Origin of the sequence: Amycolatopsis sp. WQ 127309, from assembly GCF_023023025.1 — a bacterium.
In the GTDB taxonomy this organism is placed as follows: Bacteria; Actinomycetota; Actinomycetes; order Mycobacteriales; family Pseudonocardiaceae; genus Amycolatopsis.
The window spans coordinates 1,148,219-1,171,002 of the sequence record NZ_CP095481.1 but is presented as its reverse complement, the minus strand read 5'-3'; the positions used below and the strand labels follow the sequence as shown (position 1 = coordinate 1,171,002).

At 71.6% G+C, this 22,784-nt stretch carries 17 protein-coding genes and 1 pseudogene; 11 read left to right on the top strand and 7 right to left on the bottom strand.

Translation table 11 applies throughout. The annotated features are described in order from the left end of the window. Positions 1-19 precede the first annotated feature (19 nt). The gene (locus MUY22_RS04915) at positions 20-1,879 is read right to left on the bottom strand and encodes a hypothetical protein (RefSeq protein WP_247057508.1); all 1,860 of its coding nucleotides are present in this window, start codon (positions 1,877-1,879) and stop codon (positions 20-22) included. A 170-nt stretch (positions 1,880-2,049) separates the two neighbouring features. After that, positions 2,050-3,048: a hypothetical protein gene (locus MUY22_RS04910; protein ID WP_247057506.1), complete on the bottom strand. Its 999-nt coding sequence runs from the start codon at positions 3,046-3,048 to the stop codon at positions 2,050-2,052. Positions 3,049-3,295: 247 nt separating this feature from the next. Between MUY22_RS04910 and MUY22_RS04905 the strand changes: the two genes are divergently transcribed. From MUY22_RS04905 to MUY22_RS04895, 3 genes are all read left to right on the top strand, one after another. Next, entirely contained in the window at positions 3,296-3,868 is a 573-nt protein-coding gene (locus tag MUY22_RS04905) for a papain-like cysteine protease family protein (RefSeq protein ID WP_247057504.1), read from the top strand. Next, complete coding sequence (locus MUY22_RS04900; protein ID WP_247057501.1) at positions 3,865-4,632, top strand: hypothetical protein; 768 nt, start codon at positions 3,865-3,867, stop codon at positions 4,630-4,632. The genes MUY22_RS04905 and MUY22_RS04900 overlap by 4 nt, the downstream gene beginning before the upstream one ends. A gap of 71 nt (positions 4,633-4,703) precedes the next feature. After that, positions 4,704-5,345, top strand: a complete 642-nt coding sequence (locus MUY22_RS04895; RefSeq protein WP_247057499.1) for a dTMP kinase — start codon at positions 4,704-4,706, stop codon at positions 5,343-5,345. Between the two features lie 73 nt (positions 5,346-5,418). Here MUY22_RS04895 and MUY22_RS04890 read toward each other — a convergent pair. The 4 genes and pseudogenes from MUY22_RS04890 to MUY22_RS04875 form a co-directional block, all read right to left on the bottom strand. After that, positions 5,419-5,580, bottom strand: a pseudogene (locus tag MUY22_RS04890) (DDE-type integrase/transposase/recombinase); the annotation flags it as partial. Between the two features lie 92 nt (positions 5,581-5,672). Beyond that, positions 5,673-6,800 (bottom strand): N-methyl-L-tryptophan oxidase, encoded by a 1,128-nt coding sequence (gene solA, locus MUY22_RS04885; protein WP_247057497.1) that lies wholly within the window; start codon positions 6,798-6,800, stop codon positions 5,673-5,675. After that, positions 6,797-8,986: an FAD-dependent oxidoreductase gene (locus MUY22_RS04880; protein WP_247057495.1), complete on the bottom strand. Its 2,190-nt coding sequence runs from the start codon at positions 8,984-8,986 to the stop codon at positions 6,797-6,799. Before MUY22_RS04880 ends, solA begins: the two co-directional genes overlap by 4 nt. Positions 8,987-9,049: 63 nt before the next feature. Further along, a complete protein-coding gene (locus MUY22_RS04875; protein WP_247057493.1) occupies positions 9,050-9,523 on the bottom strand; it encodes a hypothetical protein in 474 nt (157 codons plus the stop codon). A 64-nt stretch (positions 9,524-9,587) separates the two neighbouring features. On the opposite strand from MUY22_RS04875, the gene MUY22_RS04870 reads away from it, so the two are divergent. Continuing rightward, positions 9,588-10,550: a YafY family protein gene (locus MUY22_RS04870; protein ID WP_247057491.1), complete on the top strand. Its 963-nt coding sequence runs from the start codon at positions 9,588-9,590 to the stop codon at positions 10,548-10,550. Here MUY22_RS04870 and MUY22_RS04865 read toward each other — a convergent pair. Continuing rightward, positions 10,547-11,332: an IclR family transcriptional regulator gene (locus tag MUY22_RS04865; protein WP_247057489.1), complete on the bottom strand. Its 786-nt coding sequence runs from the start codon at positions 11,330-11,332 to the stop codon at positions 10,547-10,549. The genes MUY22_RS04870 and MUY22_RS04865 overlap by 4 nt on opposite strands. Positions 11,333-11,496: 164 nt before the next feature. Between MUY22_RS04865 and MUY22_RS04860 the strand changes: the two genes are divergently transcribed. From MUY22_RS04860 to secA, 7 genes are all read left to right on the top strand, one after another. Continuing rightward, a complete protein-coding gene (locus MUY22_RS04860; RefSeq protein ID WP_247057487.1) occupies positions 11,497-11,814 on the top strand; it encodes a bifunctional 3-phenylpropionate/cinnamic acid dioxygenase ferredoxin subunit in 318 nt (105 codons plus the stop codon). A 178-nt stretch (positions 11,815-11,992) separates the two neighbouring features. Continuing rightward, positions 11,993-12,670: an MtrAB system response regulator MtrA gene (gene mtrA / locus MUY22_RS04855; RefSeq protein WP_005150760.1), complete on the top strand. Its 678-nt coding sequence runs from the start codon at positions 11,993-11,995 to the stop codon at positions 12,668-12,670. Between the two features lie 7 nt (positions 12,671-12,677). Next, positions 12,678-14,402 carry an MtrAB system histidine kinase MtrB gene (gene mtrB / locus MUY22_RS04850; RefSeq protein WP_247057486.1) on the top strand — a complete coding sequence of 575 codons (1,725 nt, stop codon included), beginning with the start codon at positions 12,678-12,680 and terminating at the stop codon, positions 14,400-14,402. Further along, on the top strand, positions 14,399-16,111 hold the full coding sequence (locus MUY22_RS04845) for an LpqB family beta-propeller domain-containing protein (RefSeq protein ID WP_247057483.1): 1,713 nt from the start codon (positions 14,399-14,401) through the stop codon (positions 16,109-16,111). The genes mtrB and MUY22_RS04845 overlap by 4 nt, the downstream gene beginning before the upstream one ends. A gap of 970 nt (positions 16,112-17,081) precedes the next feature. Beyond that, positions 17,082-17,333, top strand: coding sequence for a hypothetical protein (locus MUY22_RS04840; RefSeq protein ID WP_371827582.1), 252 nt, complete (start codon positions 17,082-17,084; stop codon positions 17,331-17,333). 1,515 nt (positions 17,334-18,848) lie between these two features. Further along, on the top strand, positions 18,849-19,538 hold the full coding sequence (hpf, locus tag MUY22_RS04830; protein WP_247057481.1) for a ribosome hibernation-promoting factor, HPF/YfiA family: 690 nt from the start codon (positions 18,849-18,851) through the stop codon (positions 19,536-19,538). A 206-nt stretch (positions 19,539-19,744) separates the two neighbouring features. Then, on the top strand, positions 19,745-22,630 hold the full coding sequence (secA, locus tag MUY22_RS04825) for a preprotein translocase subunit SecA (protein ID WP_247057479.1): 2,886 nt from the start codon (positions 19,745-19,747) through the stop codon (positions 22,628-22,630). Positions 22,631-22,784 lie beyond the last annotated feature (154 nt).

The following is a 22,784-nucleotide window of genomic DNA, read 5'->3' as shown; positions in this document are numbered from 1 at the left end:
CTTCCGGGAGGTGGGGTGGTCAGCGCCGGGGCCACATGAGGAACGGCGGCCGCTCGTCGCCGTACCCGGCCAGGTGGGTGAGGCTGTGCGAGGCGAGGGTCTGCAGGGTCGTGCGGTTCCACGCGGAGGTGAGGCACGGGTCGTGGAGTGCGGGGAACACGCCGAGCAGCACGACGATGTGGTCCACCGGGGTCGCGGGCTGCTTCGGACCGCAGACGGCCGCGAAGTCCCGTTCCCGGGGGTCCGGGGTGGCGGTGACCTCGTCGAGCAGGGTCAGCCAGTCCGCGGCCCGCAGCTCCCGCAGGAGGCCGGCCAGCTCCTTGGCCACGACCTCCTTGCCGCTCAGCAGCCTTTCGTGGTGCAGCCGGCCGGCCCGGTCGTCGGGCCCGGCGCGGTCCCGCAGCTTCCGGAACACCGCCGTCCAGCCGGTCGCCGGGTCGTCGCGGGCGGCGAGGAGCCGCAGGCCGACGTACCGGGCCAGCGGGTGCAGGCGGCCGCCGTCCGCTCCCGGCGGCGACCACAACGTCGGTGACGTGAACACGGGGGAGCCGATGCCGATCGGGTGCGGCAGCAGCGGGAGCAGCCCTTCGGCTTCGTGCCGATCACGGGCGCCCGACAGGGTCACGAGCGCCTCGAACTGGGGCTCGTCGACGTCCTTGCGCGCGCTCAGGCCGCGGGCGAACGGTTCCAGCAGCCGGTGCTCGATCGGGACGTCGCCCGGTCCGCGGCGGCGCAGCAGGCCGTCGAGGTCGTCGGCCAGCTCGGGCGCGGCGACGAGCGCGCGCAGGACGATGCCCGTCCCCTCCGGGTGGCCGTGGGTGAGGTGGTGGGTGATCAAGCCGTACCGGCGTCCGCCACCCCAGTCGAAGCTCTGGGCCAGCAGGCAGACCTCCTCCTCGCCGAGGTCGGCGGCCGGCACCCGCACCCACGGCCGGGCCGGGTCGGCCCCACCCGCCCAGCCGGTGTCCGCGGTGAGCACGTCGGCCAGCGCGCCGGCGGAGGCGACGGCCACGTTCACCGGGTCCGGCAGGCCGGCGCGCGTGGCGGCCAGCCCGGCCCGGACGCGGATCAGCGAGCCGATGAAGGCCGACGGGCCGGGCAGGTCGGCGTCGTCGATGAGCACGAGCGCGTTCGGTGCGGTGCCGCGGGCCGATTCCCAGCTGTGCCGCAGGTCCGCGAGCAGGGCCGCGACCAGCAGGTCGGTCACTCCTTCGCGCAGGTCGGCACGGTCACTGCGGGCCCGGTTGCTGAGGTCGATCAGGATCTGGGCGGCGTTGTAGCGGAAGCCCTTGTCCTGGTGGCCGAACCAGGCCACGAGGCCGTCCCAGTCGATCTGCCGTTGCCAGGCCCGCTTGCGCAGGGCCGCCAGGACGCCCGCGGCCACCTGCTTCGCGATCGCGGAGGTGACCGCGGCGACGGGTGGGGCGGCCTGGTTCGCGGCCAGCTCTCCACCGGCGGCCACCAGGCCGACGACGAACTTGGTCACCGCGGCGGGCTCGCTGTACGCGGCCAGCACCACCTTCAGCCGGCTCAGCGCCGCGGCCGCGGTCAGCCCGGAGAAGTCTTCGCTGAGGACGATCTGCGCGATCACCGTGCGCGGGAACTTGACGTCGTAACCGCGGATTCCCGGGGTGAGACCGAGCATTACGGCGGTGAGGACGCCGCGCACAGCGGAATCCGCGGGTTCGCCGTTGTCGTGCGGTTGAACCAGTGCTGTCGGCGTCTTTTCCCGGTATTCCTCCAGCGTTTTCCGCAACGCCGTGGAACGGCCGGAGCCGCCGGTTCCTTCGAGGACCAGAACCGGCGACGGCGCTCTTCCGGTGTCGGTGACCTGTGCTTCCACCAGTGCGCCGAGTGTGGTGGAGAGGTTTTCTGGCACTTTTCTCCTTGCCGTCCAGTCTCCCCCGACTGGAAGGCAATACCTTAAACGCCGATCCCGGGACCCGTCCCGGAGTTGTTGTGCTCAAACACACTCTTCACCCATTCGAGTGAAATCGTGCACTCGCAGGGTAATCACATTCCGATCAATTCAGCGGGGCGTTGCGCCAATCAGTTCCACTCCACCGCGACCCCGGCCAAACCCGGACCCGCGTCGTTGAAGAACGCGCTGCTCACGCCGCCCATGTCGCACGCCAGTTCCTCCGCCACCACCGGCAGGGCGTCGTCGCGGGCGCGGACCTGGCGGGTGCAGCGGGCCGGGAGGGCGTTGCGGTCGAACCTCAGCTGGACCAGGTAGCTCGCGCAGCGGTCGCGCAGCATCCGGTAGTAGCCCGGCGACGCCGAACCCGAGTCGTCGCGGACCTCGAAGCAGAACACGTGGATGTCGCCCTCGGCGAGCTTGCGGTCGAACAGCAGCTCCGTCGCCATCGTGTCCGCGTCCGGGTTGCGGCGCATCCGGCCGACCCGGCAGCCCTCGTCCGTGATCAGCTCGACGTCGTCGATCCGGCAGCCCGGATCGCCGTTGTACACCGTCAGGTAGCGGTCCGGGCCGTGCCGGCGCGCTCGCGTCACCAGGCGGGTGCGGAGGCTGACCTGGCGGTGCTCGGCGTCGAACGTGATCGTGTCGTGGACCGACAGCAGTTCGAGGTCGCCGTTGTAGTGGTTCGACGACGGGTACGCGCCGAGCTCGGCGAGCAGGTCCTCGACGATCGATCCCATGTCACCGGAACGGAGGTCGTGGAACGACGCCGCCGGCTGGTGGCCGCGGCGGACCAGTCGCGGGCCGATCAGCACCACGAGGGCGTCCGCGGGCAGCTGGAGGACCGATTCCAGGGCCCGGACCGCCGGCAGCGCCTTGGGTACCTCGGGCTGACGCAACCCGCGTTGCCAGTAACTCAGCGTCGACTGTCCGATTTGGACCCCGCGCAGCGCGAGGTGCGCGCGCAACCGGGCGAGCGAGAGGCCGCGGTAGGCGATCGCGAGTCTCAAGGCATGGTGGAATTCGCCGGTCCGGAGCGCTTCGGTCAGCTCTTTCGGCAGTTCGGCGACCGATGCCCGGGTCGCCCGGGCGCCATCGATGATCAGTGGAAGGTTCCCGTCTTGTGCCACCGCTCGTCCCTTCACCCGACCAGTGTGTGCGCTGGGCGTGAACACCGCGGAACGTTCACGTTAGCAGCGTAGAGTGGGCGTGCCGACCCCCGTTCAGGGTGGTTGGCCACGTGATGGTGACTGTTCCGCGTTCCGGCTACCCCCCGGAACGGTCCGTTCCTCCAGATGGCGTTCTTGCTCCGGGTGATGGCGTTGTTCACCGTGGTGACCACCGCTGGTTCGCCCACGTTCGAGCAGGAGGCCGTCCGTGCTGGTGAAGTCGAGCAGAGTCCACACCGCACTGGCGGTGAGCCTGGCGCTGTGCCTGGTCGTGCCGGCCACCGCCGCCGCGTCCGGCGCGCCGTCGAGCGTCCGGAACCAGATCTCGATGCAGGCGCAGCAGCGGACCCAGTGGTGCTGGGCGGCGTCGGGCAACACCATCGCGGCCTACCACGGCGTCACCGTCAGCCAGGCGCGCTTCTGCCAGCTGGCGCACGACACGACAGGGACCGACTGCGCGAACCTGCCGGGCACGCTCGCCGACCCGCAACGCGCCTTCGCCCGGCTCGGGTTCACCTCGCCCGGCCGCTACCTCGACAGCCGCATCCCCTACGCCTCGATCCGGACGCAGACCGCCGCGAACCGGCCGGTCGAGACCCGGGTCGGCTACCGCTCAGGTGGCGGCCACACGCACGTCCTCTACGGCTACGACACCAGCGGCGACTGGGTGTACTGGGGTGATCCGGGGCCGGCCAAGCGCTACAACTGGTCGACCTACGGGTACTACACGCAGAACTCGTCCTTCACCTGGACGCACACGCTCACGGGGATCACCCGATGAGCAGGCGGGCGCTGGTGCTCGCCGTACTGACCGGCGCGGCGCTGCTGATGACGGCACCGGTGTCAGGCGCGGCCCAGGCCGCCGGCACCAGCAGCGCCGACGCCGCGGCGGCCCGGAGCGCGGCCGCCGCGCCCGGGCTCCAGGACACCCTGGTCCGGTTCTTCGCCCAGGCGCCCGGCGCGTCGGCCACGCCGGTCTCGGTGCGGATCGCGCCGGACGCCTACCCGGTCTACGACCTGTCCCCGGACTTCGTCGTCGGCACGCCGGGTGCGGCGCCGGGCGCGTTCTCCTACTTCGCCGTGCCCGTCCAGGCTTCCGACGGCCGGACCGCGACGCTCTGGTCGGTCCGCGGCGACGACGGCGCCTGGCAGGTCGGCAACATCGCCTCGGGCGACGTCGAGACGTCGTTCGCCCGCAAGCTGCCCGCCGGCGCCCAGCTGCTGCACGAACCGCAGGTCGACGCCTGGTACGCGGTCGGCGACGGCCGCGTCACGCCGCTCGCCGGCGGCGCCGCGCTGAGCGTCGCCGACTACCAGCGGGCGGTCGGGGCGAAGTACGCGGACAAGCTCCCCGGCTCGGCCTACGACCGCGACGGCGAGGCCGGCGGTTACGGCGCCACGGGCTCGGTGATGCCCCGCGGCGACGGCGGCCCGGCACCGTCCAGCAACGACACCGGCTGGGTCCCGCTCCTGATCCTGGCCGGCGTCCTCCTGGTCAGCGGCGCGGGTTACTACGTGCTGCACCTGCGGCGGACGACCGCCTAGCCGTACCGGCGGGCTCGGCGTCGATCCCCTTCCACCGAGCCCGCCGGTCCACCACCGTTACTGTGACGCCCATGGGGCGACTGGTGGTCATCGAAGGACTCGACGGAGCGGGCAAGCGCACGCTGACCGACGGGTTGACGAACGCGTTGCGCGCCAAGGGCGCGAGCGTCGCGAAGCTGGCTTTCCCGCGGTACGGCGAGAGCGTGCACGCGGACCTCGTCAAGGAGGCGCTGCACCGCGGGCACGGCGACCTCGCCGACTCGGTGTACGGCATGGCCGTGCTCTACGCGCTGGACCGCAGCGGTGCCGCGGACGAGATCCGCGCCTTGCGCGGCGCGCACGACGTCGTCCTGCTCGACCGGTACGTCGCTTCGAACGCCGCGTACGCGGCCGCGCGCTTGGGGCAGGACGCGGCCGGCGAGGTCGTGAAGTGGGTGTGGGAGCTGGAGGTCGACCGCTTCGGCCTGCCGCACCCGGACGCGCACCTGCTGCTGCGGGTCGCCGCGTCGGTCGCGGCGGAACGCGCCGAACGCCGAGCGGCGGCCGAGACCGACCGCGAGCGCGACGCCTTCGAGACCGACGACGGCCTCCAGCGGCGCTGCGCGGCGGTGTACGACGAGCTGGCCGCCGCGGCCTGGTTCTCGCCGTGGCACGTCCTGGACGGCGTCGCGGGCGTCGACCTCGAAGCGCTCGCCGAGACCCTGCTCGCCTAGGTGTGATGTCCGGGGAGGGTTGACCAGCCGGGTGATGGGTGGCTTGCCTCCGACGGATGAGTGGGGTCGGTGGTGATTGTCTGGGGCCGGCAGGCCGGGTCCGTTTCGGAGCGATCCCCAGCTCGGCGCAGGTATCGCGCCAGGCGTGGGAGCGGTAGGCCGAACCGTTGTCCGAGGGCACGCGTTGGACGGTCACGCCATGGCTGATGAACCAGGCGACGGCGCGCTGCAGTCCCGCGGCGGCGGCGGTGGCGGCGGACCCATTCCATGGTCACTACAGCTAGGCGCTGTCCGGTGAGACAGCGAGCTTGACTTGCAGGATCACACCTAGAGCAGGCGCGCCGGGTCGAACTGCGTGATCGGGTGCGCGGTCGTCCCGTCGACGACCAGGTCCGCGACGATCTCGCCGACCACCGGCGCGAACTTGAAGCCGTGGCCGGAGAAGCCGCACGCCAGCAGCACCCGCTCCTCGGCCGGGTGCGGGGCCAGCACGAAGCTCTCGTCGGCGGTGTCGGTGTACATGCACGTCACCGCGCGGAGGAACGCACCGGGCAGCGTCGGCAGGTGGCGTTTGACGACCGTGGCGATCTCGTGGACCTCGGTGTCGGTCACCGTCCGGTCGAGGCCGTCGGGTGTGCGCGGCCGGCCGCCGCTGTGGAACGCGACCTTCACGCCGTCGCCCGTCGCGTTGTGCGCGGGGAAGCCGTAGAACGTGTAGCCGTCGCCTTCCCAGATGTAGACCGGGTGCCGGCGGAACGGCTCGACCCCGCCCGAGGGCGCGAACCAGAACTGCACCTGCCGCCGCACGGTGAACGCGACGCCGAGGTCGCGCAGCAGCTCGCCGGCCCACGCGCCGGGGCACAGCACCAGCCGGTCGGCCGTGTAGTAGTTGTGCGACGTCCCGACGCGCACGCCGCCGGCCGTGGTGCTCCAGGTGAACACCTTCTCCTCGTGGTGCAGTTCGGCGCCGCACCGCGCGGCGAGCTGCAGGTGCGCGGCGACGCTGCCCTCGGGTGACACCAGCCCGGCACCCGGCTCGTACAGCGCGACCTCGTCGGGCGCCGGAGACGTCGTCGGGTACCGGCGGCGCAGCTCACCGGCGTCGAGCAGTTCGTGCGGGATGCCGAAGGCGCGAGCCGAGGCGACGCTCCCGGTGATCGTCCGCGACGCCGCCGTGCCGACCATCAGCCCGCCGCAGCGGGTGAACAGCCGGCGTCCGCTGTCGCGCTCGAGGCCGTCCCACAGTTCGTGGGCCCGCAGCAGGAGCGGGACGTACTCGGGGCCTTCGAGGTAGGCCTGGCGCGTGATCCGCGAACCGCCGTGGCTCGACCCGAGGTGGTGCACCGGTGCGAACTGGTCGAGGCCGAGCACCCGTTGCCCGCGTTGCGCCAGCCGGTACGCGGCGGCGCTGCCCATACCGCCGAGGCCGAGCACGATCACGTCGTAGTGCGTCATGTGACCCTCCCGGGAACGCGCGTGCCGAAGTACTCGATCTCCACCCGTGTCCCCGGCACGCTGTACTCCACCGGGAGCCAGGCGTAGGCGATCGATTCGTCCCCGCTGGTGACGTACCCGGCCGCGCGGCCCTCGACGTACACCGGCTCCTTGCCCAGCACGACGCCGTCGACGCGCAACCGGGTCAGCCGGCGGCCGGTGACGGCGTCGCCGCGGCCGGCGAGCGCGTCGCGGCCGAGGAAGTAACCCTTGTCCAGCCGGACGGCGGATCCGAGCCCGGCCTCGTACGGATCGTGCTCGGTGGTGACGTCGACGCCCGGCACGCGCACCCCGGCCGCCAGCCGCAGGCTCGTGTACGCCTGGTGCCCGGCGGCGACGATCCCGCGCGCCCGCAGGGTGTCCCACAGCCGGCGGCCCACATCCGCCGTGGCGTGCATTTCCCAGCCGGGAAAGCCCACAGTGGACAGTCGCAACGCGACGACCGGGACGTCGTCCACGTAGGTCTCCTCGGCCGAACAGTCCGTTGTGGACAGTTCCGGTAGGACGTCGTCGGCGTGCGGTCCCCAGACCCCGACGCAGCAGGTGCCGGGCGTGGTCTCGTGCAGCTGCACGGCGCCGTCGCCCGGCAGGTGGCGCCGCAGCCAGTCGAAGTCCGCCCGGCCGGTGGCGCCGACGTGGAACCGCTCGTCGCCGAGCCGGGCCACGGTCACCTGGCCGCGCACCCCGCCGTCCTCGCTCAGCAGCAGCGTGCGGGTGACCGAGCCCGGCGGCCCGGCCAGGTCGCCGGTCGTCATGGCCTGCAGGAACGGCAGCGCGCCCGGGCCGGTGACCGCCAGCCGCGGCCCGGCGGTCAGGTCGAACATCGCGACGCGCTCGCGAGCCGCGAGCGCCTCCGCGCTCCCGATCGGCGACCAGTGCCGCGCGGCCCAGCCGGTGCGCGCCGAGGCGCCGGGCAGGTCCGCGTTGGCCTGGTACCACTGCGGCCGCGCCCACCCGCCCGACGGCAGGAAGTGCGCGCCCAGCCCGGTTTGCCGCTCGGCGAAGGGACTGCTGCGCAGCGGTGCTTCCCGGGGATCCAGCGGGTGCACGATCTCGTGGACCTCCGCGAACCGGCGGCCCCGCACCGAAACGCGGTCGAAGCGGGCCAGGTCGCAGCCGTGGACGGCCAGCACCGGCTGCCCGTCGACCAGCCAGCGCGCCAGCTCGCGCGCGACCCCGGCGGAGTGCTCGTCCCGGACGGCTTCGGCAACCCAGAAGCCTTCGAGGTCCGGGTGCTCGCCCAGCAGCGGCTGCCCGTCCGGCGTGCCCGGGAGCGTCACGGTGGTGACGGTCTCGGCCTTGGCGTCGCGGAGCGCGGGCAGCAGCGCGGCCGCCGCCTCCCACGCCGCGTCGAACTCGTCCGAGCCGGCGTCGAGCGCGCCGATGCCGAGCCGGTCGACGTGCTCGCGGACGTAGAGCGCGCGGTCGTGGTGGCGCAGCACGGGTTTACCCGCCTGCGCGTGGTCGTCGTTGTGCCCGGCCAGCTCCGCCAGCGGCGACGTCCGCGCGTACCGGTGCGGCAGCGGCACGTGCGGCACCGCCAGGCCGACGAGCCCGCCGGCGCCGGCGCACGACACGACGACGTCGGCGCGCAGCCGCCCGGAAGCCGTGACGACGCCGGTGACGCGCCCGCCGGCGCGGTCGATCGCGACGACGTCGTCGTCGAGGAACTTCGCGCCCCGCCCGGCGGCCCGCCGGGCCTGGGCTTCGGCCGCGTGCCCGGCGTGCAGGAGGCCGTCGCCCGGGACGTGGAACCCGCCCAGGACGCGGGTTTCGTCGAGGAGCGGGTGCAGGTCGGCGCACTCGTGGGGCGCGCGCAGGAAGCCGCGCACGCCCCACGACGTGGCCCAGCCGCGACGCCGCTTCAGGTCCGCGAGCCGCTCGGGCGTCGTCGCGAGCTCCAGGCTGCCCACCGGGTTGAAGCACCACTGGCCGTCGAGCGTGAGGCCGCTGCACTTCGCGGCGGTGTACTTCGCGAACTCCGTCAGCGTGCGGTCCGCGTCGGTGCGGAACACGAGCCCGGGGGTGTCGGGCCGCTCGCCGCCGCCCAGCACCGTGACGTCGGTCCAGCCGCGTTCGGTCAGCTCGTCGGCGAGCGCGCAGGCGACGAGGCCGGCGCCGATGACCACCACCCGGGGCTGTGCCATCGCGGGATCCCTCCGGGCGAAGTTGCGTCTTCGGCAACAACGTGCGTCATGCGCGACTTGCTGTCAAGCGCCCGAAAAGGTGCCGGTTCCGGCCCGGGTGAACTCCATGACCCAGTTGGATTCCCAGGTCTTCCCGCCGTCGGCCGAGAACTCCTGCTCCCACCGCGGCGACGGCCCCGCGGTGCCCGACCAGAGGTAGTGCGCCTTGATCGGCCGGCCCTCGTGGACGTCGTCGCCGTAGAAGTCGCCGCGGCCGTCGGCGAAGGTGCCGACGACCGGCGGCTGGAGCAGCCCGGTGCGGTCGTTGGCCCAGTAGATCGACCACTCCTTCCGCTCGACGTCGAACAGGCGCAGCGTGAACCCGCGGAACCCGCGGGCCGGGAAGCGGATCTCCTCGGTGTTGCCGCCGCCCTCGAAGAGGGTCCGGCAGGTGGTGGTGCCGGGGTAGACGTCCCAGTCGTCGCAGCCGGCGAAGATCGTCTCGAGCCGCCGGCTGACGACGGTCCAGGAGCCGTGGAGGAAGTCGAAGTCGTTCATGACGGCGATCTTGGGGCGTCACCACTGACACCTTCTGTCAGTGGTGGCTGGCAGACTCCGGCGGGTGCGAGCGAGCCGGCTGGTGTCCCTGCTCCTGCTGCTGCAGAACCGCGGCCGGATGAGCGCGTCGCGCCTGGCCGCCGAGCTGGGCGTGACCGCCCGGACCGTCTACCGCGACGTCGAGGCCCTGGCCGCGGCGGGCGTGCCGATCTACGCCGAGCCCGGCCCGAGCGGCGGCTACCAGCTGATGGACGGCTACCGCACCCGGCTGACCGGCCTGACCGCAGACGAAGCCGAGTCGCTGTTCCTCACCGGGCTGCCGCAACCCGCCGCCGAGCTGGGCCTGGGCGCCCAGGTGGCCGCCGCCGAGCTGAAGCTGACGGCGGCGCTGCCGACGCCGTACCGGGACGCTTCGACGCGCATCCGGCAGCGGTTCCACCTCGACGCGCCCGGCTGGTACCGCGAAGCGGACCCGGTGCCGCAGCTGCTCGCCGCCGCGGAAGCGCTGTGGCGGGACCAGGTCGTCCAGGTCCGCTACCGCCGCTGGTCACCGCGCCCCGGCGTCGTGACGCGGCGGCTGCACCCGCTCGGCCTGGTCCTCAAGGCCGGCGTCTGGTACCTGGTGGCGTCCGGGCGGACCTACCGCGTCACGAACATCGAGACGCTGACCCCGCTCGACGAGACGTTCACCCGGCCCGCCGGCTTCGACCTCGCGGAGTTCTGGCGTGAGCACGTCGAGCGGTACGAAGAGGCGGAGATCCCCGACACGGCCGTCGTGCGGCTTTCGGCGGCGGGCATCGCGGCCCTGCCGGACATCCTCGGCCCGAAGGCGGCCCGGCTCGTCTCGCACACGCTCGAACCCGCGGACGCCGAGGGCTGGCGGCGCGCGGCCGTCCCGCTGGAGAGCGTGCCGCACGCCGCCGCCGGACTGCTGCGGCTCGGCGCCGACGCGCAGGTGCTGGAACCCGCGGAACTGGTGGCGCACATGGGAAACACGATCCGGGCGATGGCCCGGCTCTACGGCTAGTCCCGGAAGTAGCCGAGCTGCGCGGACAGGTCGTCCGCCGCCTCGGCCATCGGCCGCACGATCTGCTTGACCCGCTGCTTCGAGAGCCGGTACGACGGGCCCGACGCGCTCATCGCGGCGACGACGTCCCCGCCCGGGCCGTGGATCGGCACCGCGACCGCGTGCATGCCGAGCTCGAACTCCTCGTAGCAGGCCGCGTAGCCGTCCTCGAGGATCCGTTCCAGCTCGGTCATCAGCTCGTCCGGCTCGACGGTCGTGCGCGGCGTGTACTGCTCCAGCTTCCGCTTCAGCACCCGCTTGCGCTCGGCTTCGGCCATGTACGCCAAGAGGATCTTGCCGCTGGAGGTCGCGTGCAACGGCGTCCGCTGGCCGGTCCAGTTCTGCGTGGTGATCGCCGCGGCGCCGCGGGCCTGGCTGATGTTGATCGCGACGCCGTCGTCGGCGATGGCGATGTTCACGGTCTCGCCGAGCTCCTCGGCGAGCGTCAGGCAGCTGGTGCGGCCGAGCTTCGCCAGGTCCATCCGCCCGGTCGCGGCGCCCGCCAGCCGCACGATGCCGAAGCCGATCGCGTACTTCCCGCGTTCGCCGAGCTGCTCGACCAGGCCTCTCGACTCCAGGACGCTGAGCAGGCGCGACGCCGTCGACTTGTGCACGCCCAGCTCGCCCGCGATCTCCGTGATGCCGGTTTCGCCGTTGCGGGCGAGCAGCTCCAGCACGCTGATCGCCCGGTCGACCGATTGCACCTGGCTCTGAGTTGCGTTGCCCGAGTCCTGGTTCCGCATAGCGCAACACTATCCGTTTTGCGCACTCCCTATCGGCTGAGTGGGCGAATCTCTTGACGTGGCCGCCCGTCGGACCGGATTGTTGCGCAAGAAGCGCAGCGTCGCGCAATGCGCAACTTTCACGAACCGTCCCGGCATCCCGCCAGTCGTTTCCGGAGGCCCTGATGATCCGCGCCTGCGCCGTCACCGACCTGCCCGAGGGCGAAGCCCGCCGCCTCGACGGGCCCGTCCCGATCGCGGTGTTCCACACCGAAGCCGGCTTCTTCGCCGTCGACGACACCTGCACCCACCAGGACGCATCGCTGGCCGACGGCTGGCTGGAGGGCTGTTTCGTCGAGTGCCCGCTGCACGCCGCCCGGTTCGACCTGCGCACCGGCGCGCCCACCTGCCTGCCCGCCAGGAAGTCCGTGCGGACGCACCGAGTGGTCGTCGAGGACGGCGTCGTCTTCGTCGACGCGCCGGTCCCGGCCGTCACCCCCTGAGCCCTTTCCACAGGTCCGTGAAGGCTGCCTTGAGGGACCCGGAGTCCCTGAAGGCGGCCTTCACGGACCGTCCAGGGGCACCCGGATGGAGCAGGGACCCGTGCCGATCTTGATCTTTCTGGTGGTCAAACACGCGGGTCGCGCGTACGGGCGTCGGAACTAGTGCGAATATGTGGTCATGAAGGCACGTGTTCTCGTGGTCGACGACGACCCTGCACTCGCGGAGATGCTCACCATCGTGCTCCGTGGGGAGGGGTTCGACACGGCGGTGGTCGCCGACGGCTCACGCGCGCTTCCCGCGCTGCGTGAACTGAAGCCCGACCTCGTCCTGCTCGACCTGATGCTGCCCGGGATGAACGGGATCGACGTCTGCAAGGCGATCCGCGCCGAGTCCGGGGTACCGATCGTCATGCTCACCGCCAAGAGCGACACGGTCGACATCGTCCTCGGCCTGGAGTCCGGCGCCGACGACTACGTCGTCAAGCCGTTCAAGCCGAAGGAGCTGGTCGCCCGGGTCCGCGCCCGGATGCGCCGCACCGAGGCCGAACCGGCGGAGTCGCTCACGATCGGCGACCTGGCGATCGACGTGCCCGGCCACGAGGTCACGCGCGAGGGCAAGGCCATCCCGCTGACCCCGCTGGAGTTCGACCTGCTGGTGGCGCTGGCCCGCAAGCCGCGTCAGGTGTTCACCCGCGAGGTGCTGCTCGAGCAGGTCTGGGGCTACCGGCACGCGGCCGACACCCGGCTGGTGAACGTGCACGTCCAGCGGCTGCGCTCCAAGGTCGAGAAGGATCCGGAACACCCCGAGGTGGTGTTGACCGTTCGCGGCGTCGGGTACAAGGCCGGCCCGCCGTGATGGCTCCATGACCGTGGAGACCGGCAGACGGCTCCCCGCGTTCGCGCGCTCGACGGCACGCCTGGTGCGGCGTGTCGTCGTTTTCGCGCGCCGTCGCGCGGTCGCGTTCAACGAGCTGTGGAAGCACTCGCTCCAGTTCCGCGTGACCGTGTCGACCCTCGCGCTGTCCTCCGCCGTGGTGTTCGTGCTGGGCATGGTCCTGCAGAACCAGATCACCGAGCGGCTGCTGGACACCAAGCGCGACGCCGCCACCGCGCAGACCCGCGCGGCCGCGGAGACCGCCGCCGGTGAGCTCGTCGGCCTCGGCAGCGAGACGTCGGACGCGCTGCGCAACCGGCTCGAGAACGCGCTGAAGAAGATCGCGATCACGCCGACCAGCCAGGACGCGGCTGGCTCGGCGGCCGGCACGTTCATCCCGGTGCTCGCCAGCGGCGGCCACGACCAGTCCGGCAGTGAACCCGAGTTCGCCGGGCCGTTCGAGAACGTGCCGCCGCGGCTGCGGCAGTTCGTCGAAGCCGAGCAGACGAGCTACCTCGAGCACACCGTCCCCGACATGAACGGCGGGCGCACGACGTACCTGATCGTCGGGACGTCGCTCAAGACCGTCTCCAGCCCGCTGCAGCTGTACTTGCTCTTCCCGCTGACGACCGAGCAGAACACCGTCTCGACCGTGCAGAACACGCTGCTGGTCGGCGGCCTCGTCCTGCTGCTCCTGCTGGCCGGCATCACGAACCTGGTGGTGCGGCAGGTGGTGCGGCCGGTCCGGCAGGCCGCCGCGGCGGCGGAGCAGTTCGCCGGCGGCGACCTCGACCAGCGCGTCGCCGTGGTCGGCGAGGACGACCTGGCGAAGCTCGCCGTGTCCTACAACGGGATGGCCGCCAGCATCCAGCGCCAGATCCGCCAGCTCGAGGAGTTCGGCGGCCTGCAGCGCCGGTTCACCTCCGACGTCTCGCACGAGCTGCGGACGCCGCTGACCACCGTCCGGATGGCCGCCGACGTGCTGCACGCGTCCCGCGAGCAGTTCCCGGCCGGGCTCGCGCGCTCTACCGAGCTGCTGGTCGACGAGCTCGACCGGTTCGAGGCCCTGCTCGGCGACCTGCTGGAGATCAGCAGGCTCGACGCCGGCGTCGAGGAGCTGTCCGCGGAGTTCATCGACGTCCGCCCGATCGCCACCCGCGCGGTCGAGCAGGTGCGGGTCATCGCCGGCAACGCGGGCTCCTCGGTCGAGCTCGTGCTGCCCGACGAGGAGATCCCCGCCGACGTCGACTCGCGGCGCGTCGAGCGGATCCTGCGCAACCTGCTCGCCAACGCCGTGGACCACAGCGAGGGCCGGCCGGTGGTGCTCACCGTCGCGGCCAACGAGACCACCGTCGCCATCACCGTCCAGGACCGCGGCGTCGGCCTGCGGCCCGGCGAGGCGGACCTGGTGTTCAACCGGTTCTGGCGCGCCGACCCGTCGCGCAACCGGCGCACCGGCGGCACCGGCCTCGGGCTGGCGATCAGCCTCGAGGACGCGCGCCTGCACGGCGGCGAGCTCGACGCGTGGGGCGCGCCCGGCCAGGGCGCCTGCTTCCGGTTCCGCTTCCCGCGCCACCAGGACGTGCCCATCGGCGAGTCGCCGCTGGGCCTGCCGCCGCCGGAGCGCGTCCCCGGTGAGGTGCCGCTCGGGATCATCGAGGTGACCCCGGCGCCGGAGGCGATCTTCGCCGAGCGTGAGGAAGTCGGTCAGTGAAACGCGTTCTGCTCGCGGTGTTGTGCCTGGTGCTGGTGGCGGGCTGCGCCAACGTCCCGCTCGAATCCCAGCCCGTCGTCGTCCCGGGGGAGCGCCAGGGCCAGGGCCAGAACGCCGAGGCACCCGAGCCGCAGGCGAACATCGACGCGCTGACGCTGGTCCGCGACTTCATCGGCGCGACGCTCAAGCCCGGCCAGAACAACGGCGCCGCGCGCGCTTACCTGGACGACCAGGGGCAGGCGACCTGGCGGCCCAGCCGCAGCCTGACGATCATCCAGGACACCTTCGGCACGGTCTACGACACCGAGCCGCAGCCGGACCCGAACACGCAGGTCGTCAACGTGCGCGGGTTCGACGTCGGCACGCTGGACCAGAACAGCGCGTTCGTCCCTGACTACAGCCCGGCGCTGCTCCACGTGAAGGTGCGCAAGCAGCCGACCGGCCAGTGGCGGATCGTCGACCCGCCCGCCGACCTGTACGCGACCGAGTCCGACTTCGCCGAGAACTACACCGCGGTGCCGGTGGTCTTCTACTCGGAGTCGGCCAACACGTTCGTCCCCGACCGGCGCTACGTCGTCGCGAAACCGCAGGCCGGGTTGCCGGGCCGGGTGATGGACATGCTGGTCGCCGGCCCGTCGACGAGCCTGGCCGGCGCGGTGAAGAACCTGCTCGGCGAACCGGTGGAGATCGACACCAACGTCAAGAGCCTCGACGACGGGACGCTGGTGGTGCCCCTGACCGGGCTGACCGGCGTCAGTGACGACACCCGCATCCTGATCGCCGCGCAGATCGTGCTTTCGCTGCAGTACGTGACGTCGGCGCGGATCCGGATCCTCGCCGACGCCGCCCCGCTGGTGCCCAACCACCCGGACTGGCGGCTGAGCGAGCTGCCCGCGTACGGCGCGGCGCTCTCGCCGAGCCAGGACCTGCTGGGGCTGATGACGGTCGGCGGCCGCGTCCGCTCCCTCGGCGACGGCGCCCCGATCGCCGGCCCGGCCGGCAACGGCGGCTACGACGTCGTCAACGCGGCCCAGTCGACCGACGGCAAGCGCCTCGCGGTGGTGGAGCGCGCGGGCGGCGGCGTCCACCTGCGGATCGGCGACCTCGGCCGCGAGCTGCCGCAGCTCAGCGTGGCCGGCAACACCCTGAGCCGGCCGACGTGGCGCCCCGGCTCGTCCGAGGTGTGGACGGTCGTCGACCAGCAATCGGTGGCCCGCGTCGTGCTGACCCCGAACGGCCAGTGGACCCCTCTGCTGGTGAACGCCGCCGACCTGATCCAGCAGGGCGACATCTCGGAGCTCAGGTTCTCTCGCGACGGCGCCCGGGTAGCGGCGGTGGTCAACGGCCAGCTGTGGGTGGCCTCGGTGGTCGGCTCGGGCGGCGACTCGGTCAGCCTGCGCGAGCCCCGCCACCTGCAGCCCCACGACCTCCAGAACGTCGTCGACGTGGACTGGCTGGCCCAGGACACCCTGGTCGCGGTCACGACGAGCGTGTCCCAGCCGGTGGTCCGCGTGACGGTGGACGGCCAGCGCATGGACGCGTTCAACAGCTCAAACCTGACACCCCAGGTCCACGGCGTCACCGCGGCCCCGGGCCGGCCGATCGTGGTGGCGGACGCGAGCGGCTTGTGGACGGCCTCGGTGCTGGGCGAGGTGTGGCGCCCCCAGAGTCATTCGGCGAAGGACGCGGATCCCTTCTACCCGGGCTGACGGTTTCAGCCGATCGGGTGATCGCTGAGGGCCCGAAACTGTCGGTGGTGGTCGCGACACTTTCCGTGTGATCATCAACGCGCTTCTGGAACTACTGATCCCCAGCCGCTGCGCCGCCTGCGGAGCCCGCGGCGCGCCTTGCTGCGCCCGCTGCGGGGGTGTCTGGGGCACGGTGCGGGAGGTCGCCCGCGTGCCGACGGCGGGGGTGGTCCGGGTGTTCTCCCTGGCCAAGTACAGCGGTGTCGGACGGCGGTTGTTGATCGCGTACAAGGAGCGGGGTCGTCGGGACCTGGCCCCGGCGCTGGGGTCGGCGCTGGCGGAGGCACTGGTCGTGTTGCCGTTGCGGGAACCCGCGGTCGGCGGACGACCACAGGTCGCGGCTGGAGTTGTTTCCGCAGGTCAGTCGCTGCGGGCTGCTGAGAGCGCCGGAACCGTGTCTCTGCGTCGGTCGCCGGGTCTGCCTCCGAGCGCCGGACCCGGTTCCCCACGTCGGCCGCCGGGCCTCTCTCCGAGCGTCGGAACCGATTCCCCGCGATGGCTGACCGGCCTGTCTCCGAGCGCCGGAACTGCTGTTCGCAGTCACCGGCTGCCGGATTCCGGTCGTGCCACCGGAGCCACGTCCATCGACCGGCCATCGGATCGGGTGCGGAGCGCCGGCGAACCTTTCGGGCTCCGGCCACCAGGCCTTGCCTACGCGACCGAAGCCGCTTCCGCCCATCAGCCACCAGACCAGGCCCGGAGCACCAGCGTCGCTTCCGAGCACTCATCAGACATGTCCTGCGCGACCGGAACCGTGTCCGCCCACCGGCGCCCAGGCCCGGCCCCGAGCACCGGATCCGTCCCCGGGCACCGCAAGATCTGCCTGGTCCCGGCACCCAGCCGCCCCTCCGCATCCCGGGTCCGCGGAGGCCCTCACGTCGAACTCCTGGCAGCAGCCGCGGCGAAAGTCTTGGCCACTCGCGGTTTCGAAGTGGCCGTCGCACCGGCGTTGGAACTGGCCGGGAGCGCCCGCGACGCCGTCGGGCTGGGCCACGCCCAGCGCGCCGCCAACCTGGCCGGCCGGCTGCGATTCCGCGAGGCCGGACGCCCACCACCCGGTTTCCCGGTGGTGGTCTTGGACGACGTGGTGACCACCGGAGCCACCGCCGCCGCATGCGTGCACGTGCTGGCCGCGGAGGGCATCGCGGTCGCGGCCGTCCTCACTCTGCTCGCGGCTGGGTGAACTCTTGCGGGCAGGCGGGCAGGCGGGCAGGCGGGCAGGCGGGCAGGCGAGCAGGCGGGCGAGCCGTGCGATCGGCGCCCGAGCCTCGCGGCGGCCGACACCGCCGTCAATCACGCCGGAACTTTGGTGTCCGTCGCTTGCCCCCGACGCCCGCAGCCGGAACTCGGCGCCCGCAGCCGGAACTCGATAGCCGCGGCCGCGGCCGCCGCCCAGCCGGTTTCCGAGGTTTCGGCCGGGTGAACCCATGGAGCACAGAGCCGTGCGATCGGTGCCCGAACCCCGCGACGGTCGACGCCAGCTATCAAGTCATGCCGGAGCTTCGTTGCCCACCGCCTGAACCCGGCGCCCGCAGAACTCCCAAGCCCCGCCGGAACTCCGGTGTCACTGCCAAGACCCCTGGCGTCCACCGCCCCAAACTCCGCCACCCATCGCCAAGACTCCGGAGCCCGCCCGACCGAAAGCGCCCAAACCCGGCGCCGACAAACCGGCGCCGCCGAACCTGGCGCTGCCGAACCTGGCGCTGCCGAACCTGGCGCTGCCGAACCTGGCGCTGCCGAACCTGGCGCTGCCGAACCTGGCGCTGCCGAACCTGGCGCTGCCGAACCTGGCGCTGCCGAACCTGGCGCTACCGAACCTGGCGCCGCCAACCCGGCGCTACCGAACCTGGCGCTGTCAAACCCCGGTGCCGCCAAACCCGGTGCCACCGAGCCCGGTGCCACCGAGCCCGGCGCCGCCGAGCCCGGTTCGCCGAGCCATCCGGCCGGTCCAAGAAAGATTTCCCACCCGGGTGAATCCGCGACATCCGCCCACCAGCCACCGCCCAACCCCACCACCCCGCCCCGGAACCCGACCCGAAACCAGAACGGCGGTTTCACCAGGTCACACCAGTCTCCTCAAGCCCCACCGACCCCATCCGCACCACCAGATCCACAGCCACCGAAAACACCCGCCAAACCCACCCCCGCGGCCGGGTGACCCGGGTGTCACCTGGACGAGTGACTTCCGGTGGGAACGCGAGCGGCGCCGTGGCCGTTGTCCGGGCATGAGGGTGTCGATCAAGGCCACTTGGGTGCCGAACCACTCCACCGGAGTGGTGGCTGTGCCGGACAAGGCCGTCACCCTCGGCGTCCGTGCAGCTGGAGTGATGCGCCGTCCGTGTGATGCCACGGCAACCGGCGAGCGTCCGACCAGCGGGTGTTTTCTGGTGTTCACTCCCCGCTCACTGCGCGGGGTGACGGAGTCTCATTCCCCGACATCCCCCGGCTCGGGGGCTGTTGTAACGGGCGTGAGGAAGCTAACGTGCTCCGCTATCAGCAATCCCCGCAGGCAGGGAGGTGACGAGCCCATGTCCCTGGCGCCGGAGGTGCGCTGAGTCCGCGCTCGGGCATCCGGCACGAGACGTCGTGAACCGATCCGAGTTCCTTCTCAGCCCGCGATCCGGGCTTCCGTCCCCGCTACACCGGCGCCGTGTGTGAACTCAACAGCTCGCAGTCATCTCAGCGAGGGAGGTCGTGTATGGACATCGTCGTTAAGGGCCGCAACGTAGAGGTGCCCGAGCACTATCGGGCACTCGTCAGCGAAAAGCTGGCCCGCCTCGAGCGCTACGACAGGAAAGTCATCCGGTACGACGTGGAGCTGTTCCACGAACCCAACCGGCGCCAGGCCAAGAGCTGCCAGCGCGTCGAAATCACCGGAAAGGGGCGTGGCCCGGCCGTACGCGCTGAAGCGTGTGCCGCCGACTTCTACGCAGCGCTCGATTCCGCAGTCACCAAGCTGGAGAACCGGCTGCGGAGGACACACGACCGGAGGCGCGTGCACTACGGGCGCAGCCGACCGGAGTCGGTCGCCGAAGCGACCTCGGTGTTGCCGGGTGGTACCTCCCCGGCCGCCGCCGCCAGTCCCGCCGCGCGTACCGCGGTGTTGGACGCACCCGAGGCCGAACCGCAGCTGAACGGTTTCGCGAGTGCCGACGAGATCACCCTGCCCCAGCAGCAGAGCTGGGCTGACGACGACCTGGGCCACCAGCCCGGCCGCGTCGTCCGCGAGAAGCAGCACACCGCCGATCCGATGACGGTGGACCAGGCTCTCTACGAGATGGAACTGGTCGGCCACGATTTCTTCCTCTTCAACGACTCCGACGCGGGGCGGCCCAGCGTGGTCTACCGGCGGAAAGGCTTCGACTACGGCGTGATCCGGCTCGGCTGAGCCGGCTCTGAGAAGGCCTTCGCCGATGGCCCGCACGCGCTCGCGTGCGGGCCATCCGCATGTCAGGACGTACGGCGTGTGCACACGGCGCCCCGGGTTCCCTACGATGGGGTGGAACGGTGGCGCCGACCCACGGCGGCCGCCGTGGGAGAACCTGCCCGGGACCGGCCTGGGCGCGCTCATGATCAGCTAGTGAGGTCGACCGGATGGTGCTGAACCGCCTGCTCCGCGCGGGCGAGGGCAAGATGGTGAAGCGGCTGCGCAACATCGCCGATCACATCAACACCCTCGAAGACGACGTCAAGGACCTGACCGACGCCGAGCTGCGGGCCAAGACGGACGAGTTCCGCAAGCGGCACGCCGACGGGGAGTCCCTGGACGACCTGCTGCCGGAGGCTTTCGCGGTCGCCCGCGAGGCCGCCAAGCGCGTGCTCGGCCAGCGGCACTTCGACGTCCAGCTGATGGGCGGCGCCGCCCTGCACCTGGGCCAGGTCGCCGAGATGAAGACCGGTGAGGGCAAGACCCTGACCTGTGTCCTCGCGGCGTACCTCAACGCCATCCCCGGCAAGGGCGTCCACGTCGTCACGACGAACGACTACCTGGCCAAGCGCGACTCCGAGTGGATGGGCCGCATCCACCGCTTCCTCGGTCTCGAGGTCGGCGTCATCCTGTCGGAGCAGCAGCCGGACGTCCGGCGCAACCAGTACAACGCCGACGTCACCTACGGCACGAACAACGAGTTCGGCTTCGACTACCTGCGCGACAACATGGCGTGGAGCCTGGACGACTGCGTCCAGCGCGGCCACAACTACGCCATCGTCGACGAGGTGGACTCGATCCTCATCGACGAGGCCCGGACGCCGCTGATCATCTCGGGCCCGGCGGACCAGTCGTCGCGCTGGTACGTCGAGTTCGCGCGGCTCGCCCCGCTGATGAACGGCATCGACACCACCACGATGGGGTCGCGCGAGCGGGTCGAGAAGACGAACCTGATTAACTCGAAGTACCACTACGAGGTCGACGTCCGGAAGCGCACCGTCGCCGTCACCGAAAAGGGCGTCCGGTTCGTCGAGGACCAGCTCGGCATCGAGAACCTGTACGAGGCCGCGAACACCCCGCTGGTCGGGTACCTGAACAACGCGCTGAAGGTGCAGGAGCTCTTCCACCGCGACAAGGACTACATCGTCCGCAACGGCGAGGTCGCGATCGTCGACGAGTTCACCGGCCGCGTGCTCCACGGCCGCCGCTACAACGAGGGCATGCACCAGGCGATCGAGGCCAAGGAAAAGGTCGAGATCAAGGCCGAGAACCAGACGCTCGCCACGATCACGCTGCAGAACTACTTCCGCCTGTACGGGAAGCTGTCCGGCATGACCGGTACGGCCGAGACCGAGGCCGCCGAGTTCCACCAGACCTACAAGCTGGGTGTGGTGCCGATCCCGACGAACCGCCCGATGGTCCGCGCCGACCAGCCGGACCTGATCTACAAGACCGAAGAGGCGAAGTACGAGGCGGTCGCCGAGGACATCGCCGAGCGGCACGAGAAGGGCCAGCCGGTCCTGGTCGGTACCACGAGCGTCGAGAAGTCCGAGCGGCTCTCGAAGCTGCTGGTCAAGCTGAGCGTGCCGCACGAGGTGCTCAACGCGAAGCACCACGACCGGGAAGCGCTGATCGTCGCGCGCGCCGGCCAGAAGGGCGCCGTCACGGTCGCCACGAACATGGCCGGCCGCGGTACCGACATCGTGCTGGGCGGCAACCCCGACCTGATCGCCGACCACGTGCTGCGCGAGCAGGGCCTGGACCCGGTCGAGCACTCCGAGGAGTACGAGGCCGCGTGGCCCGGCATCCTCGAGAAGGTCAAGGAAGAGTCGAAGGCCGAGGCCGAGGTGGTCCGCGACGCGGGCGGCCTGTACGTGCTGGGCACCGAGCGGCACGAGTCGCGCCGCATCGACAACCAGCTCCGCGGCCGCTCCGGCCGGCAGGGCGACCCGGGCGAGTCCCGGTTCTACCTGTCGCTCGGTGACGAGCTCATGCGCCGTTTCAACGCGACCATGGTCGAGCGCGTCATGACGACCATGCGGCTGCCCGACGACGTGCCGATCGAGCACAAGATGGTCTCCAAGGCCATCAAGAGCGCGCAGACCCAGGTCGAGCAGATCAACATGGAGCAGCGCAAGGACGTCCTCAAGTACGACGAGGTCATGAACGAGCAGCGCAAGGTGATCTACGCCGAGCGCCACCGCGTGCTCGCCGGCGAGAGCCTGCGCGACCAGATCGAAGAGATGCTCGTGGACGTCGTCAACGCCTACGTGGACGGCGCGACGGCCAACGGCTACGCCGAGGACTGGGACCACGAGAAGCTGTGGACGGCGCTGAAGACGCTGTACCCGGTCAGCCTCGACTGGGACGACCTGCTCGAAGACGGCGACCTCGACGCGAACACCCTGCGTGAGGCGCTCGTCCAGGACGCCCGCGACGCCTACGACAAGCGCGAAGCGGAGATCAACGCGCTCGTCGGCCCGGAGGGCATGCGGACCCTGGAGCACCAGGTGATGCTGACCGTGCTGGACCGCAAGTGGCGTGAGCACCTGTACGAGATGGACTACCTCAAGCAGGGCATCGGCATGCGGGCGCTCGCGCAGCGCGACCCGCTGATCGAGTACCAGCGCGAGGGCTTCGACATGTTCCGCGCGATGCTCGACTCGCTGAAGGAGGAGGCCGTCGGCTTCCTGTTCAACCTGCAGGTCGAGCGGGCCGAAGCGCCGCCCGCGGAAGACGCCGCCGCGCTGCCGGCGGGTGTCGGCAACGGCAACGGCCAGGCCGTGCCGGAAGGCCGGCACGCCCGGCCGGCGCCGCCGCAGCCGCCGACGACCGACACCGATTCCGTCCCGGCCGCGCTGCGCGGCAAGGGCCTGGGCGGCAACAGCCAGCAGTCGGGGCTGACGCTGTCGGGCCCGGGTGAGGACGGCGAGGTCGAAGCGCACGCCGAGGAAGCGGGTGACGGCGCGGGTGGAAGCGGAGCCACCCGGCGGGACCGCCGGGCCGCCCAGCGCGACGCCGCCAAGAAGGGCAAGAAGGGCCCGCGTCGCTGACGTGAGCCGCTGATGTGAGCCGGAACCGGGGCGCGTGGACAACTCCACGCGCCCCGGTTCTGTGAACGGGGGATGGTCGTGTCGACGATGTCGGCGGAGATGCAGGAGTTCTTCGCGCTGTTCGGCGCCGAGCGGCGGCCGGACCCGTACCCGC